Here is a 14,502-nt window from a genome sequence, read left to right as displayed (position 1 = left end):
CCATGCAGCCCGCTTCCGAGTTCGACAAGTTCATCACCCGCCGCCACTTCTTCCGGCGCTCCACCCTCGGCCTCGGCACCGCCGCCCTCGCCTCCCTCCTCAACGAACGCCTGTTCGCCGCCGACGCCGACCCCCGCCTCCGAAGCCTCGGCACCCTCCCGTCCCTCCACTTCGCCCCCAAGGCCAGGAGGGTCATCTTCCTCTTCATGTCGGGCGGTCCCTCCCACATCGACCTCTTCGACCACAAACCCCGGCTCCGTGACTACCACGGCCAGGAACTCCCCGGCTCCATCCGCATGGGACAGCGCATCACCGGCATGACCTCCGGGCAGTCGTCCTTCCCCTGCGTCGCCCCGATGTTCGATTTCCAGCGCCACGGCAAGGCCGGCATCTGGATGAGCGAACTCCTCCCCCATATCGGCTCCATCGCCGACCGCATCTGCCTCATCAAGTCGATGCACACCGAGGCCATCAACCATGACCCGGCCTTCACCTACATCCAGACCGGTCATCAACAGCCCGGTCGCCCCAGCCTCGGCGCCTGGCTCAGCTACGGCATCGGCAGCGAAAACCGCGACCTCCCGGCCTTCGTTGTCATGATCTCCCAGGGCAGCGGCAACAAAACCGACCAGCCCCTCGTCTCCCGCATGTGGGGCCCCGGCTTCCTCCCCAGCGAACACCAGGGCGTCCGCTTCCGCTCCGGCTCCGGCGATCCCGTCCTCTACCTCTCCGATCCTCCCGGCATCGCCCGCTCCAACCGCCGCCAGATGCTCGACGGCGTCCGTGACCTCAACCACCTCGCCGCCCGCGAATTCGGCGATCCCGAAATCCACACCCGCATCGCCCAGTACGAGATGGCCTACCAGATGCAGATGTCCGTCCCCGATCTCACCGACATCGCCCAGGAACCCGCCTCCATCCGCGAGATGTACGGCATTCGGGACAACCCCACCGACGGCGGCTTCGCCCGCAACTGCCTCCTCGCCCGTCGCATGATCGAACGCGGCACCCGCTTCGTGCAGCTCATGCACCGCGGCTGGGACCAGCACAGCGACCTCCCCCGCCAGATCCGTGGCCAGTGCAGCGACGTCGATCAACCCTCCGCCGCCCTCGTCAAGGACCTCGCCCAACGCGGGCTCCTCGACGATACGCTCGTCATCTGGGGCGGCGAATTCGGCCGTACCGTGTACAGCCAGGGCCAGCTCACCCAGACCAACCACGGGCGCGATCATCACGGACGCTGCTTCTCCCTCTGGATGGCCGGCGGCGGCATCAAACCCGGTACCGTGTTCGGCGAAACCGACGACTACTGCTACAACATCGTCGAGAATCCCGTCCACATTCACGACTTCAACGCCACCATCCTCCACTGCCTCGGTATCGACCACACCCGCCTGACCTACCGCTTCCAAGGCCGCGATTTCCGCCTCACCGACGTCCATGGCGAACTGGTCAAGGGTATCCTCGCCTGAGAATCCATCTCGCGGCCCCGTAGCCGCGGTAGCCGCGTCCGTCAGGTCGCGAAGCGTTGAAGGCTCCTCTCCCCCGAAACGCCGCGCCTGAATTCAGTACATCCCCGGCAGAAACCGACGCACCCGCGCCGCGTACTCCCCGTACTCCGGAAATGCCTCCCGCAGGCGCCGCTCCTCCTCCCGCGCCTTGCGGTCCAGAAAGACGCCCAATCCCATCACCACCCCCAGCGCCCAGCCGCTCTGCCAGAGCAATCCCCAGCCCGCTCCCGCCACCATCAGACTCACGTACAACGGATGCCTCACCCATCCGTACACCCCGCGCGTGACCAGCTCCGATCCGGGACGCGGCCCCGGAAACGGCGTGCGATTCCTCCCCAGCACGACCACCCCGGCGATGCCAATCCACCCGCCCGCCCCAAACAGCAGCCCACCCAAAATCACCCCCGCCATCGAATGCCAGGCCCCGGCCCCCGCCGGCCCCGCCACGACCAATCCCGTCAGCAGCACGCTCTGCACCCCCACCCATACCCATCCGCCTCCCCTCCCCGGCCCTGTCCCCCGGTCGCTCATTCCCGTCACCCTTCCAATCCCAGCGATTTCGCCTGGGCCCCGTGACGCCGGCGCAGGCTTCCACACACCTGTCCGCACAATTCGAAGATTTCCGGCTCGGCAATCCGATAGTACGCGTTGAGCCCTTCCTTCCGTCGCTCAACCAGCCCCGCCTCCGTCAACGTCCGCATATGCCGCGAAACGTTGGCCTGCGTCGCCCCGACCGCCTCCACCAGCTCCGTCACATTCCGCTCGCCCTCCTCCAGCGCGATCAATAACCGTAACCGCATGGGCTCCCCAAGCACCCGGAACCGCGCCGCAATCAGCTCCAGGGCCGCCTCCGTCAGGTGCCGCCGCGCCATGCACCCCCCTTTCCCCATTGACATTCACTATATGATTCAATAGTCATACAGATGTTGCCGGGACGCTGCCGGATCGGCCCCGAAATTGCAACCCAGTCCTTTCCACCCCGATGAAACTCGAACACGCCATTCGCATCCTCGCCGGAACGTTCGTCCTCCTCTCCGTCGCCCTCGCCCATTGGGTCCACCACGCCTGGCTCCTCCTCGCCGTCTTCGTGGGCCTCAATCTCATCCAGTCCGCCCTCACCGGCTTCTGCCCCGCCGAATCCATCCTGCGGCGCCTCGGCGTCGGAAAAGACCAGAAATCATGCTGCAACTAACCGGCCGCCCCTTCCCGTTCGCCATCCTGACCGCCGCTGCCGCGGTCTTGGTCGCGACCACCGGCTGCACCCCCCCCGATGCCTCGTCAGCCCGCACCCCGTTGCCTGTCGTCGAAGTCTCGATCCATGCCGCCCACGCCGGTGTCCACCCGGCCATCGAGGAGATCGTCGGCACCGTTCGCTCCCGCCGCCGCGCCGCCCTCGAAGCCAAGGTCAGCGGACGCATCTCCCAGGTCTTCGCCGCACCCGGCCAGTCGGTCGCCGCAGGACAACTCCTGGTCGTGCTCGATGCCGATGACATCGCCGCCCGCGTCCGCCAGTCCCGTGCCGTCCTCGAACAGACCGAACGCGATCTGGCCCGCGTGCGCACCCTGCTCGGCGAAGGCGCCGTCACCCAGGCCGAGTTCGATGCCACCGAAGCCCGCTTCCGTGTGGCCCAGGCAGCCGTCTCCGAGTCCGAAACCCTCCTGGGCTACGCCCAGGTGACCGCTCCCTTCGCCGGGATCGTGACCCGCAAACACGCCGAGGTCGGCGATATGGCCTCCCCGGGACGTCCCCTCCTGGAACTCGAAGACCCCGATGCCCTGCGCTTCGAGGCCGATGTCCCCGTCACCCTCCTCGACCGCCTGACCCTCGGCGATCGCCTCAGTCTCCGCATCGTCTCCCTCGACGCCCCGGTCGAAGGGGTGGTCGGCGAGATCGAACCCTCCGCCGATGCCGCCAGCGGCACCTTCCGCGTCCGCATCGACCTTCCGCCCCGCACCCCCGCCCGGGCCGGGCTGTTCGGCAGGCTCGCCGTGCCGGTCGGTGAGTCGAACCTCCTCACCATTCCGCAATCCGCCCTCGCCACCCGTGGACAATTGGAACTGGTCCACGTGGTCGCCGGAGATCATGCCCGGCTCCGTCTCGTCCGCACCGGCAGGCGCCTTGGCCCCGATGTCGAAATCCTGGCAGGTCTCGAACCCGGCGAATCCGTGGTCGTCGACCGCCCGGGCCCGCTTGCCGACGGTCAGCCTGTCCGCGTGCGCTGATCCCAACCGGCCCCCCAACCCGCCGTCCTTCCGTGTCCCAATCGCCTTCCCCCATGCCCCCCTCGGATGCCCCGGCCCAGGGCCTTGCCGGACGCGTGGCCGCCGCCTTCATCGACTCCAAGCTCACCCCGCTGATCGTCCTGGCCGCGGTCCTCCTCGGCGCCTTTGCCGTGGTGATGCTTCCTCGCGAGGAGGAGCCCCAGATCAAGGTGCCCATGGTCGATGTCATGGTCGCCATGCCCGGCTTCTCCGCCCGCGAGGTCGCCGAACGCGCCACCCGCCCGATGGAGAAACTCCTCTGGGAAATCCCCGGCGTCGAGTACCTCTACTCCACCTCCCGCGAAGGCGAATCCCTCGTCATCGTCCGCTTCCGCGTCGGCGAGGACCTCGAGGAAAGCCTGGTCAAACTCAACCAGAAGCTCGCCTCCAACTTCGACCGCATCCCCCACGGCGTCACCACGCCCCTGGTCAAACCGCGCTCCATCGACGATGTCCCCATCCTCGCCCTCACCTTCCACAGCGCCCGCTACGATCACCTCACCCTCCGCCGCCTCGCCGCCCAGGTGGACGACGCCGTCAAACAGGTCCCCCTGGTCGCCGAAACCCAGCTCATCGGCGGCTCCCGCCGCCAGCTTCGCGTCCTCCTCGATCCCGCCCGCCTCGCCGCCCGCCAGCTCAGCCCCGTCGGACTCATCCCCATGCTGGAACAGGCCAACCGCCAGTTCCATTCCGGCGGACTCACCAGCGCCAATCGCGAGTTCCTCGTCGAAACCGGCGCCTTCCTCCAATCGGCCGCCGACGTCGGCGCCGTGGTGGTCGGCGTGTTCAACGGCCGCCCCGTGTACCTCCGTGAAGTGGCCGACATCGTCGATGGCGCCGAAGAACCCTCGAACTACGTCTTCTTCGGCCCCGGCGCCGCCCACCCTTCCCGCTCGTCCCCCAACCTCGCCGCCGAGGAACCCGCCGTCACCCTCACCGTCGCCAAACGTCCCGGCGCCAATGCCATCTCCGTCGCCAGGGACGTCCTTCGCAAAGTCGATTCCCTCCGCGGCACCGAAATCCCCGCCGACGTCACCGTCTCCGTCACCCGCCACTACGGCGCCACCGCCGCCGAGAAATCGAACGAACTGCTCCTCCACATGGCCATCGCCGTGGTCAGCGTTTCGCTCCTCATCTGGCTCGTCCTCGGCTGGCGCGAATCCGGCATCGTCGCCGTCGCCATCCCCGCCACCCTCGCCCTCACCCTCCTCGTCTTCTACCTCTACGGATTCACCCTCAACCGCATCACCCTCTTCGCCCTCATCTTCAGCATCGGCATCCTCGTCGATGACGCCATCGTCGTGGTCGAAAACATCGTCCGCCACTTCCATCTCCCGGCCAATCGCGGGCGCCCCTGGACCGCCATCGCCGTCGAAGCCGTCGGCGAAGTCGGCAACCCCACCATTCTCGCCACCTTCGCCGTCATCTTCGCCGTGCTCCCCATGGCCTTCGTCGGCGGGCTCATGGGACCCTACATGCGCCCCATTCCAATCGGGGCCAGCGCCGCGATGTTCTGGTCCCTCCTCATCGCCTTCATCGTCACCCCGTGGGCCTCCATCCGCATGCTCCGCTGGCTCGGTGGCGAGGCCCGGCTCCTCCGCCACGCCGACCGCCATCCCGCTCCCGCCTCCCCCAATGCCGCAACGCCCACCACCCGTTCCGAGGCGTCACCCGGCGGCCCGGACGTCGGTCCGCCCGCCATCGACACCTCCGCCTACCAGGGCGACTTCCTGACCCGCCTCTATTGCCGCGTGATGGTGCCCATGATCCGTCGCCCCCGCTGGCGCTGGCTCTTCCTCGCCGCCAATGCCCTCCTGCTCCTCGGTGCCATGGCCACCGTCGTGCTCGGCTGGGTGAAGGTCAAAATGCTCCCCTTCGACAACAAGTCGGAGTTCCAGGTCATTCTCAACATGCCCGAGGGCACCGCCCTCGAACGGACCGCCCAGGCCGCCCGCGAAATCGCCGCCGCCCTCCGCGATGAACCCGAGGTCACCGATTACCAGATCTACGTCGGCACCGCCGCCCCCTTCAATTTCAACGGCCTCGTCCGCCATTACTTCCTCCGCCGCGGCGCCCACGTCGCCGATCTCCAGGTCAATCTCCTCCCCAAACACCAGCGCCGCGCCCAAAGCCACGACATCGCCAAACGCATCCGCCCCGCCGTCGCCGCCATCGCCGAACGCCACGGCGCCCGCGTCGCCGTCGCCGAAGTCCCGCCCGGCCCCCCCGTCCTCCAAACCCTGGTCGCCGAGATCTACGGTCCCACCGAGGAAACCCGCCTCGCCCTCGCCCGCGAAGTCCGACGCATCTTCTCCGAAACCGAAGGCGTCGTGGACGTGGACTGGTACGTCGAAGCCGACCAGCCCAAAGCCCGGTTCGTCATCGACAAGGAGAAGGCCGCCCTCGCCGGCATCAGCGCCGAGTCCATCTCCCGCACCCTGCGCCTGGCCGTCCAGGGCGTGTCCGTCGATCTCCTCCACCTCCCCGGCGAAAAAGAGGACGTCGAGATCGTCCTCCAGCTCCCAAGGGACGCCCGCTCCCGACCCGGGCAACTCCTCGCCCTCCGCGTCCGCTCCGGCGATGCCAACGCCCTCCCCGAACCCGGCTCCCCCAACACGCCTCCGCTGGTCCCCCTCCGCGAACTCGTCACCCTCGAATACACCACCGCGGACAAAAGCATCCACCACAAGAACCTCATGCCCGTCACCTATGTCATCGGCGACGTGGCAGGCGTCATCGAGAGCCCCGTGTACGCCATCCTCCAGATGAACCGCGCCCTCCGGGATCTCGACCTGCGCCGCATCGATCCCGGGTCCCCCGCGGCATCCCTCCCCATCCTCAATGCCTCCCTGCCCTTCTCCGACCGCCAGCTCGCCATGAAATGGGATGGCGAATGGCACATCACCCTCGAGGTCTTTCGCGACCTCGGCCTCGCCTTCGGCGCCGTCCTCATCCTCATCTATGTCCTGATGGTCGGCTGGTTCCGTTCCTTCCTCACCCCGCTCGTGGTCATGGTCGCCATCCCCTTCTCCCTGGTCGGCATCCTCCCCGCCCACGGCCTACTCGGCGCCTTCTTCACCGCCACCTCCATGATCGGCTTCATGGCCGGCGCCGGCATCGTCGTCCGCAATTCCATCATCCTCGTGGACTTCATCGAGCTGCGCGTGCGCGAAGGCATGCCCCTCGCCCAGGCCGTCGTCGATGCCGGAGCCGTCCGCTTCCGCCCCATGCTCCTCACCGCCATGGCCGTGGTCGTCGGCGCCGGGGTCATCCTCTTCGACCCCATCTTCCAGGGCCTCGCCATCGCCCTCATGGCCGGAGAAATCGCTTCCCTCCTCATCAGCCGCATGGCCGTCCCCGTCCTCTACTTCATGACCCATCGCTCCTCCGGATGCCCGCATTGACAGCCCCGGCCGATCCGCGATCCTGACCCCGTCATGCCGGAACTGGAGGTCAGGGTCGATCGACTCGAACGCGTCTTCGCGTCATTCATGGCGCGAACCGAGGAGGCGCTGGCGGATATCCGCGCCAGCAACCTCCGCACCGACGCGCTGCTCCGCGAACTTCAGCATCAGGCGGACCTCGATCGTCATCAGGCTGAACTGGATCGCCAACGTGCCGATGAAGACCGCAGGCGTGCCGATGAGGACCGCAGGCGTGCCGATGAGGACCGCAGGCAGTGGGAGAAGGATCGAAAGGACTTCAACAAACGCCTGGCCGAAGCCTCCGACAGCATGGGAACCCTCGTCGAGGACTTGGTCGCCCCCAACGCCCGCCGCATCGCCTCCCAGATCTTTCCAGATGACCCTGTCGTCCGCGTCGCGCAGCGCCTCCGCCAAACGCATCCTGCCGATCGCGGACGTTCCATCGAGATTGACCTCCTCGCCGCCGGAAGACGGCACCTGATGATCGTTGAAGCCAAGTGGCGCCTCAATCCGGACAAGATCCGCGATTTCCTCGAAGGCCTCCGAATCATCCCGGAATTCCTCCCCGAGTACGCTCAGCACCAACTCATCCCGGTGGTGGCCAGCGTCTCGATCGATTCCTCGGTCATCCCGTTCCTCAATCGCAGCAAGGTCTATGGCCTCGCCATGGGCGATGACACCATGGAACTCGTCAACCCCGGCCTCTCAACACCCGATACCCCCGGTGCCTCCCCGGGTATTCGGTAATGAGAAGGCGAGCCGAAGGGCCATATCCGGAGGGACGAGCTCCGCGAGTCCACACCCGCCTTCCGCCTCCGCCTGCACGCTCCCGCGCAGGTCCACATCCGGAGGGACGAGCTCCGCGAGTTCACACCCGGATCTCTCAACCTGCGCTCCGCCAACCCTTTCCCCGAAAGCAGGACCCCTTCGAGTTTTCAAACAGGCTCTTACCTCCGTCCCACGCCGGGATTCCGGTCCGCGAAGTCCAGGTACCGCGCCCAGTCGTAGGCCGTGATGTCGTGTTCCCCTGTGCGCAGGTGGTATCCCATCACCCCTCCGACCGGCTGGTCGGGTGCCGGCATTTCCCTCACCCCAAGTCCCGCGATCCCGAAGAGGGCGTACACCGGTTCAGCCGCCTGCAACGCCAGGAATTCCCCGCGCGGATCCGCCCACCAGTCCTCCTCCGCGCTGGCCACATACACCGGCCGTGGCGCCGTCAGGGCCAGTAACTGGTGCTGGTCCACCGGCAGATCCGGTTCGCGCCCGTTGTACCGCTTGAAGTTCCCGCAGAACCAATGCGGAAACACCGTGTTGATCCGCTCCACCGTCTCCCCGAACGCCCTCCGGCTCAGGGCCGCCCCGCCGCATCCCGAATTATTCGAAATGACCGCCGCAAACCGCGTGTCGGTGGCCCCCGCCCAAAGCGCCGTCTTTCCCAGCCGCGAATGCCCCACCACGGTCACCCGCCCGGCGTCCACATCGGTGTCCGCCTCCAGATAATCCAGCGCCCGGCTCAAGCCCCACGCCCACGCCGCAATGCAACCCCACGCATCCGGGGCCATCGCCTCGATCGGTGCGGCCGCGGGTTGCACCCCGTCCCCCCCGTCGCCCACCGGAAACATACTCCGCACGCCCGTCCGCCATCCATCCGCATGGTCGGGCTCGATGTCCCCGCAATAGACCGTCGCCAGCGCGTAGCCCCGCGCCAGGATCGTCTCCACCGGCCACCGGCTCGCCGCCGTTCCCCTCGAGGCCTCCGTGGCCCGGTTCCCCACCCGGCCCGTCCGCTCGTCATTCCGCATCCACCGCGTGGAAAGCGGAATCCCCGGATCGCCCGCCACGGTGTGGTTGCCGTGAAAATTCAACCCCAGAAACGCCGGCACCGGTCCCTCTGCGCCCTTGGGCACATACAACAGAATCTCCATCGACGGCCCGTCCGCCCGGTCCGTGAATCGCACCGTCACACTCTTCCGAATCGCCCTGCCCCCCAGCGCCTCCCAATCGACCGGCCCAACCTCGTAGATCACCCGCCCCGGCCGTCCCGGACTCCGCCCGTACACCTCCGACATGAACTGCTCCAGCACTTCGCCCCGCCGCCATTCCACCCAGTCCGCCGCCGAACCCACCACCCGCCCATCCACCCCGCGCAGCGGATCCGGCAGGGTGTAGGCCGGTACCTGCGCCTCGTCCCGGATCGCCTGCGCGGCGTCAATCCCGGGTTCGGCTCCCAGTCCCAGCCCCAGCGCCGCCACGGTCATGCTCATAAACCTGCCCCTTCCCACACGTGTCGTCATCATGTCACGGCCTCCGGATCCCCGCCTTTTCGAACACTTCCGCCAACCGCACTTCCTCGCCCCCGCGCGCCTTGCTCACATCGGCCGCTTCCATAAACGCGAAGATCTCCAGCGTCTCCTCCGCCGGCACCGGCGCCCGGCCTGTCCGGAAAAATTCCATGATGGCCTCCACCAGCGGCGCATACCCGTCGAAGCCTCCCACCGGCCCTTCTCCCTTCTCCCCCCGCGCCACCCCGCCATACCCGTTCCCCTCCCGATATATCCCGGTCCGCCCGCCGGACCACGTCCCGTTCACCTCGATCTTCCCCTCCCCGGTCAACCCGCGCCGCACCGATTCACACCCGCGCCCCATCACCGTAAACAGGGACTCGACCCCATGGATCCCGTACCAGAACAGATCCGGATGGGTGGGATCGATGTGACACGGACTGAACGTCTCCGCGCTCCGGATCGCCCCCAAGGCCCCGCCCCGCGCCGCCAGGGTGTTCCTCGCGAACCGCAACGACGACGCGCTGAACACAGGCACCCCCTTCGCCTCCGCCAACCGGAAGATCTCCCCCACATCCCGCAACGACGCCGCCATCGGCTTGTCGATGTACAACGGCCTGCCCGCCTCGATCACCGGCCGCGCCTGCGCCAGGTGCGGACGCCCGTCCACGCTCTCGATCAACACCGCGTCCACCTCCCGGCACATCGCCTCGATCGTGTCGTACAGCCGCACCCCCCATCTCTCGGTCATCTCCCGCGTATAGCCCTCGACCCGCGACCAGCTCGACGGCAGATCCGGACTGCCCCCTCGGAAGGCCGCCACCACCTTCCCGCCCCGCACATGATGCGGATCGTCCGGATCGTTCAGCAGCTTCGTGAAGGCGGTCGCGTGCGAGGTGTCCAGTCCGATCATCCCCAGGCGCAGGTCTCCCCCCTGCACCATCCAACACCCCGACATCACCGCCCCAACAATGAGCAAGCGCGCTAACATGGCTGTGCCGCTCACCTTGCCCCGCCCCCTTCCAGCCCAAAAGCCAAAATCACTCCACCACAAACACCGCCCCCTCCGCCTCCAGTCGCACCCGCTCCGGAACACGCCGTGGATCCAGCTTCACAATCACCCGGTGTCGTCCCGCCGCGATCCGCGCTTCCGCAACCGGCCCCGCATCCAGCCGCTTCCCACCCACCCACAACTCAGCCTCCTCCGGCACCCACCGAAATGACACCCCGCCCTCGACGGCCAGCTCGATCTCGGTCGCCAGCACCACCGCCACCTTCGAGGTCCACGCCTGCGCCCGGGTCGCCTCCTCGAGGGCCCGCTCCGGCACATCCCCCCGCACCAGGCTGTCAACCGTTGCCCAACGCCGGTCGTCCAGCGGCCGGCGCCAGTACCAGTCGCCCTGATTGTTCTGGAGGTCGGTGTGCACCACGTTCGCCACCCGCCACCGCCGCGCCACCCCGCCCCGGCTCGCATCGAAATCCCCGGGCTTCCCCAGCCGCCCCAGAAACGCATAAAGATCCAGCCGCTCCTGCTCGCTCAACGGCTCCAACAACCCGCCCGGCATCAGCGACAATCGCCCCATCTCGCGCCGCACGATCGACCCCTTGGCAATCGACACCTCCTGACCCGCCGCATTCCTCAGAAACAACTCCTCCGGCGTCTCCCGCGCCACCGTGCCCGTCACCTCCTCGCCTTCCCGCGTCTCCACGATCACCGAGTGATACCCCTCCTTGATCTTGGCGTGCGGCAACAACAGCGATTCCACCAGGTAATCCAATGGCGCGCTCGCCCCAATGCTCGTCATGTCCGGCCCCACCTTCCCACCCACCCCGCCAATCGCATGACAGGTCACACAGGCCAGCTCCGGACGTCGGTACACCCATTCGCCCCGGTGCGGATCGCCTTCCGCCTCGGCCCGCGCCGCCCATTCCTTCAGCAGTTCCCCGGTCATCGCCTCCGTGTCCGTCGCCAATCCCCCGGCCCGCGCCAGTTCCGCCACGAGTTCGAGATCGTCACGCCCCCCTTCCCGCGCCACCCGCAGTCCAGCCCGCGCCACCACCGCCGGCAGTCGTTGCCCCTCCAACGCCTCCCGCAAGGCCATCCCAGCCCCGCGCGTCGCCAGGACCGCCCTCCAAAACTCCACGGCTTCACCCTCGTCCCCGATCGTCCCCGCCACCGCCAGCACCGCCGGCATGCCGCCCACCCCGTCCACCGCCACCAGGGTCGTTGCCGCCAGCCGTCGCACCGACGGATCCGCCGATGAGACACTCCAATCGCGCAAGGCCCGCACCACCGCTTCCCCCCCGATCGCCCGCAGGGCATCGAACGCCGCCGCTCGCTCCTCCGCCGGTGCCCCCGCCCGCCCCGCCACCTCATTCAATAGCACCGGCAGCGCGTCCCCGATCGCCTTCCACTGCCCCGCCAGTCGCACCGCCTCCATGCGCACCGCCCCCGATCGGCTCCGCAAAAATGTCCCCACCGCGGAACCGTCCCCGCGCGGCTTCCGGTCCCGCAGGCGCGCCGCCTCCCCCAGGGCCCGCAGGGCCCGCACCGTCGCCGCCTCATCAAAGCCCCCCTCGCGCGCCTGACGCAGCAGCCGCTCCAGATGCTCCGGCGCCCCGGCCGCCCCGATCGCCTCGATCCACGGACCCGACCCGTCCCTCGGCAACGCCCGCTCGCCCAGCACCGTCCCCAACACCCGGCCGACCTGTTCCGGACGCAACGCCCCCAACGCAAAGGCCAGTTGCGCTTCCTTCCCCTCCGCCCGCCACACCCCCGACTCCACCGCACGGATCCACGGCTCGGCCAGGTCGTTGAGCGTCAGCCACAGCGCATAATCCAGGGTCGCATCCATCGGCAGCTCCAACACCCCCAGCGCCGTCGCCGCCGACTCCGCCGTCGGAATCCGCGCCAGTCCCCGCAAGGCCTCCACCCGCACCGCCGGCGATGGGTCCCGGGCCAGTCGCGACAGCAGCTCGAATCGCGCGGCATCCTCCCCCCAGGCCGGGACCATGCCCAGCCACGCCAATACCCATCCCAACACCATGCCGGTCGCGCGTGCCATGCCTCCCAGCCTAGGCACTCCGCCCCGCCCGTCGCAACCCTCACCCCTGCCTGCTCATCCCTCCGGCCATCGCGTCTTGACCGCGAAATTGTACGGCAGCATCCACCGATGGATCACCCCATTCGGCCAGCGGCTCCGCATGACCTGCCGGGTCTCCTGAATCCGGTCCGCCAGCCCCAGGGACCGGTCGAAGGTCACAAACGAATCGTAGCCTCCCTCGAACCGCGCCGGCCAGCCCCGCCCCAGCGGATGGTCCGCCGCCCGCCGACCGGTCTCCCGTAACCGCCGCCAATGCTGCCGCAATGACTCCGGTTCGAACGCCAGCCGCCCCGTCCCGTCGAGCGGCAGACTGCCGTGCTTGCCCCACTCCACCGCCACCTCCGGCCGCTGACCGCCCTCCAAACGGTGGGTCAGAATCCTCCCGTGAAAGTAGGTGTGGACCGCCACTGCACGACCCCATCCGGGATCGCACTCCACCCAGATCACCTCGTGGTCACACGGGTCGTTGTCGTCGGGAAAATCAATGTCGTCGTCCCAGAACAAATGGTATCCGATCCACGGTCGCCGCGGATGGATCACCACCGCCACGTCGCGCAACCCGAAGGGCTCGTCCCGATGAATGTGCAGCACCGGGGCGAAGCGTCCCGCCAACCCCAGATCCTCCGCCGTGCCTTCCCCCGGCGGTTCCAGTTCCAGGGCCGTCCGGTAGTGTTCCGAGGCCTCCGCCAGTCGCCGCAACCGGTGGGCCGCCTCCCCCATCGCGTTCTGGATCGGCGCCGTCTGCCGCGCCAGCACTTCCAGGTCGGCCGCCACCGGGAGATGCCCGCCACTCACCGGATTCGCCCGTGCCACCACCCCCCCGGGCAGCCGGACCGCGTAGGAACTCAGCCGCAGATCCGCTTCCGGATAATCCGTGCTGACAAACTGCGCCCCGCTCGCCAGCGCCCGGTCCCGTCGCGTTCCATCGTCCCTCCGCGCCTCCACCGTCCCCACATCCGCCCGCGTCCGCACCAGGAATCCCTGACGCACCAGGTCCCGGATCCCCTCGAAATCTCCCACCGCATCGTTCCGCTTCATCCATGCCGCCGCAGGATGACCCGCATCCACCGAAACAAACATCGCCCGCCCCTCAAGATTCGGAGCCCCGGACAGGTATCGCTCCCGGACCGCTCCCTCGTTGTCCATGGCGAACAGTACCTTCCCCAGCAGCGCGGACACCTCCGGCCATCCCCTCCCCGCCACCGCCTCGCGCAGCGTCGGCCGCCCGGCCCTCAGTTGATCGGGCTCGAACCGCTGCCGCGCGGGAAGGACCTCCCGGATCTCCGCATCCAGCGCCGCCAGGGTCGCCTCATCGAACGGCAGGGCCGGCGTGAACTCGGGCCCCGGCGCCCCTTCCTTGAGCTCGACCATCACGAAAATCGGAAAATGAAACGGATTCGCGGCCGACCAGTCCCGGATCTCCTCGAGGGCATCCCGAAAGGTGAGGTTCCGCGTCAGGAAATCGATGTCCTGCACATGCAGCACCTTGAACCCCGGCCCCCGCAATACCCCGCCCGGATCGTGCGACGGAACCTCGGACAACCCCCTCGCCCGCGCCAGCATCGGACCACGCGGCACCGCGTACCGCCCCCCTTCCGGATCGGCAAACACGTCCAGTTCGATCTGGCGCACCCCCAGCACACCGAACTGCTCGCGCAGGGCGCGGTGCGTGTAGCCCAGGGCCTCCGCCTCCTCCGGCCGGTTCTGTCGTATCAACGCCTCCATCACCGGCCCCGGCTCCACATGGTAGGAGTTGTGGGTGCCAATCACCTGGCATTGATCCAGCCGAAGTCCCGACCCCGCAGTCTCCACCCCGCCCGAACCCTCACCCGCCCCAAGAAGGCACCCCACCACAACCCAAACCGATCGGTTCCAGCAACCCGCAGTCATGGCCTCCTGCTACCGAAACCCCCAAACC

The 14,502-nt window shown here is 68.1% G+C and carries 11 protein-coding genes; 5 read left to right on the top strand and 6 right to left on the bottom strand.

Annotated elements, in window-relative coordinates; translation table 11 throughout:
• Positions 1–2 precede the first annotated feature (2 nt).
• Complete coding sequence (locus tag KF833_09970; protein ID MBX3745623.1) at positions 3–1,472, top strand: DUF1501 domain-containing protein; 1,470 nt, start codon at positions 3–5, stop codon at positions 1,470–1,472.
• 93 nt (positions 1,473–1,565) lie between these two features.
• On the opposite strand, the gene KF833_09965 is transcribed toward KF833_09970, so the two are convergent.
• Both KF833_09965 and KF833_09960 read right to left on the bottom strand, forming a co-directional pair.
• Positions 1,566–2,042, bottom strand: coding sequence for an isoprenylcysteine carboxylmethyltransferase family protein (locus KF833_09965; protein MBX3745622.1), 477 nt, complete (start codon positions 2,040–2,042; stop codon positions 1,566–1,568).
• A 5-nt stretch (positions 2,043–2,047) separates the two neighbouring features.
• Positions 2,048–2,383 carry a helix-turn-helix transcriptional regulator gene (locus KF833_09960; GenBank protein ID MBX3745621.1) on the bottom strand — a complete coding sequence of 112 codons (336 nt, stop codon included), beginning with the start codon at positions 2,381–2,383 and terminating at the stop codon, positions 2,048–2,050.
• A 110-nt stretch (positions 2,384–2,493) separates the two neighbouring features.
• On the opposite strand from KF833_09960, the gene KF833_09955 reads away from it, so the two are divergent.
• From KF833_09955 to KF833_09940, 4 genes are read left to right on the top strand one after another with little or no spacing between them, the layout of a single operon-like run.
• Positions 2,494–2,703, top strand: coding sequence for a DUF2892 domain-containing protein (locus tag KF833_09955; GenBank protein MBX3745620.1), 210 nt, complete (start codon positions 2,494–2,496; stop codon positions 2,701–2,703).
• Positions 2,691–3,734, top strand: coding sequence for an efflux RND transporter periplasmic adaptor subunit (locus tag KF833_09950; GenBank protein ID MBX3745619.1), 1,044 nt, complete (start codon positions 2,691–2,693; stop codon positions 3,732–3,734). The genes KF833_09955 and KF833_09950 overlap by 13 nt, the downstream gene beginning before the upstream one ends.
• Positions 3,735–3,787: 53 nt before the next feature.
• Positions 3,788–7,177 (top strand): efflux RND transporter permease subunit, encoded by a 3,390-nt coding sequence (locus KF833_09945; protein MBX3745618.1) that lies wholly within the window; start codon positions 3,788–3,790, stop codon positions 7,175–7,177.
• A gap of 33 nt (positions 7,178–7,210) precedes the next feature.
• A complete protein-coding gene (locus KF833_09940; protein MBX3745617.1) occupies positions 7,211–7,945 on the top strand; it encodes a hypothetical protein in 735 nt (244 codons plus the stop codon).
• A gap of 200 nt (positions 7,946–8,145) precedes the next feature.
• Here the strand turns inward: KF833_09940 and KF833_09935 are convergent, their stop codons facing one another.
• The 4 genes from KF833_09935 to KF833_09920 form a co-directional block, all read right to left on the bottom strand.
• A complete protein-coding gene (locus tag KF833_09935; protein MBX3745616.1) occupies positions 8,146–9,462 on the bottom strand; it encodes an acetylxylan esterase in 1,317 nt (438 codons plus the stop codon).
• A gap of 34 nt (positions 9,463–9,496) precedes the next feature.
• Positions 9,497–10,393, bottom strand: coding sequence for a Gfo/Idh/MocA family oxidoreductase (locus KF833_09930; protein MBX3745615.1), 897 nt, complete (start codon positions 10,391–10,393; stop codon positions 9,497–9,499).
• 127 nt (positions 10,394–10,520) lie between these two features.
• A complete protein-coding gene (locus KF833_09925; GenBank protein MBX3745614.1) occupies positions 10,521–12,545 on the bottom strand; it encodes a c-type cytochrome in 2,025 nt (674 codons plus the stop codon).
• 54 nt (positions 12,546–12,599) lie between these two features.
• Positions 12,600–14,474: a hypothetical protein gene (locus tag KF833_09920; protein MBX3745613.1), complete on the bottom strand. Its 1,875-nt coding sequence runs from the start codon at positions 14,472–14,474 to the stop codon at positions 12,600–12,602.
• Positions 14,475–14,502 lie beyond the last annotated feature (28 nt).

It is taken from the genome of Verrucomicrobiia bacterium (assembly GCA_019634625.1).
Classification (GTDB): Bacteria; Verrucomicrobiota; Verrucomicrobiia; order Limisphaerales; family CAIMTB01; genus CAIMTB01.
Note: the sequence above shows the minus strand (reverse complement) of the source record. Positions and strands in the feature narration are given on the sequence as shown.

What these genes read in the sequence shown, in the direction of transcription:
- KF833_09955 (MBX3745620.1), top strand. Translation starts at nt 2,494, where the DNA reads ATGAAACTCGAACACGCCATTCGCATCCTCGCCGGAACGTTCGTCCTC.
- KF833_09925 (MBX3745614.1), bottom strand. Translation starts at nt 12,545, where the DNA reads ATGGCACGCGCGACCGGCATGGTGTTGGGATGGGTATTGGCGTGGCTG.
- KF833_09945 (MBX3745618.1), top strand. Translation starts at nt 3,788, where the DNA reads ATGCCCCCCTCGGATGCCCCGGCCCAGGGCCTTGCCGGACGCGTGGCC.
- KF833_09940 (MBX3745617.1), top strand. Translation starts at nt 7,211, where the DNA reads ATGCCGGAACTGGAGGTCAGGGTCGATCGACTCGAACGCGTCTTCGCG.
- KF833_09970 (MBX3745623.1), top strand. Translation starts at nt 3, where the DNA reads ATGCAGCCCGCTTCCGAGTTCGACAAGTTCATCACCCGCCGCCACTTC.
- KF833_09920 (MBX3745613.1), bottom strand. Translation starts at nt 14,474, where the DNA reads ATGACTGCGGGTTGCTGGAACCGATCGGTTTGGGTTGTGGTGGGGTGC.
- KF833_09950 (MBX3745619.1), top strand. Translation starts at nt 2,691, where the DNA reads ATGCTGCAACTAACCGGCCGCCCCTTCCCGTTCGCCATCCTGACCGCC.
- KF833_09935 (MBX3745616.1), bottom strand. Translation starts at nt 9,462, where the DNA reads ATGAGCATGACCGTGGCGGCGCTGGGGCTGGGACTGGGAGCCGAACCC.
- KF833_09930 (MBX3745615.1), bottom strand. Translation starts at nt 10,393, where the DNA reads ATGATCGGACTGGACACCTCGCACGCGACCGCCTTCACGAAGCTGCTG.
- KF833_09960 (MBX3745621.1), bottom strand. Translation starts at nt 2,383, where the DNA reads ATGGCGCGGCGGCACCTGACGGAGGCGGCCCTGGAGCTGATTGCGGCG.
- KF833_09965 (MBX3745622.1), bottom strand. Translation starts at nt 2,042, where the DNA reads ATGAGCGACCGGGGGACAGGGCCGGGGAGGGGAGGCGGATGGGTATGG.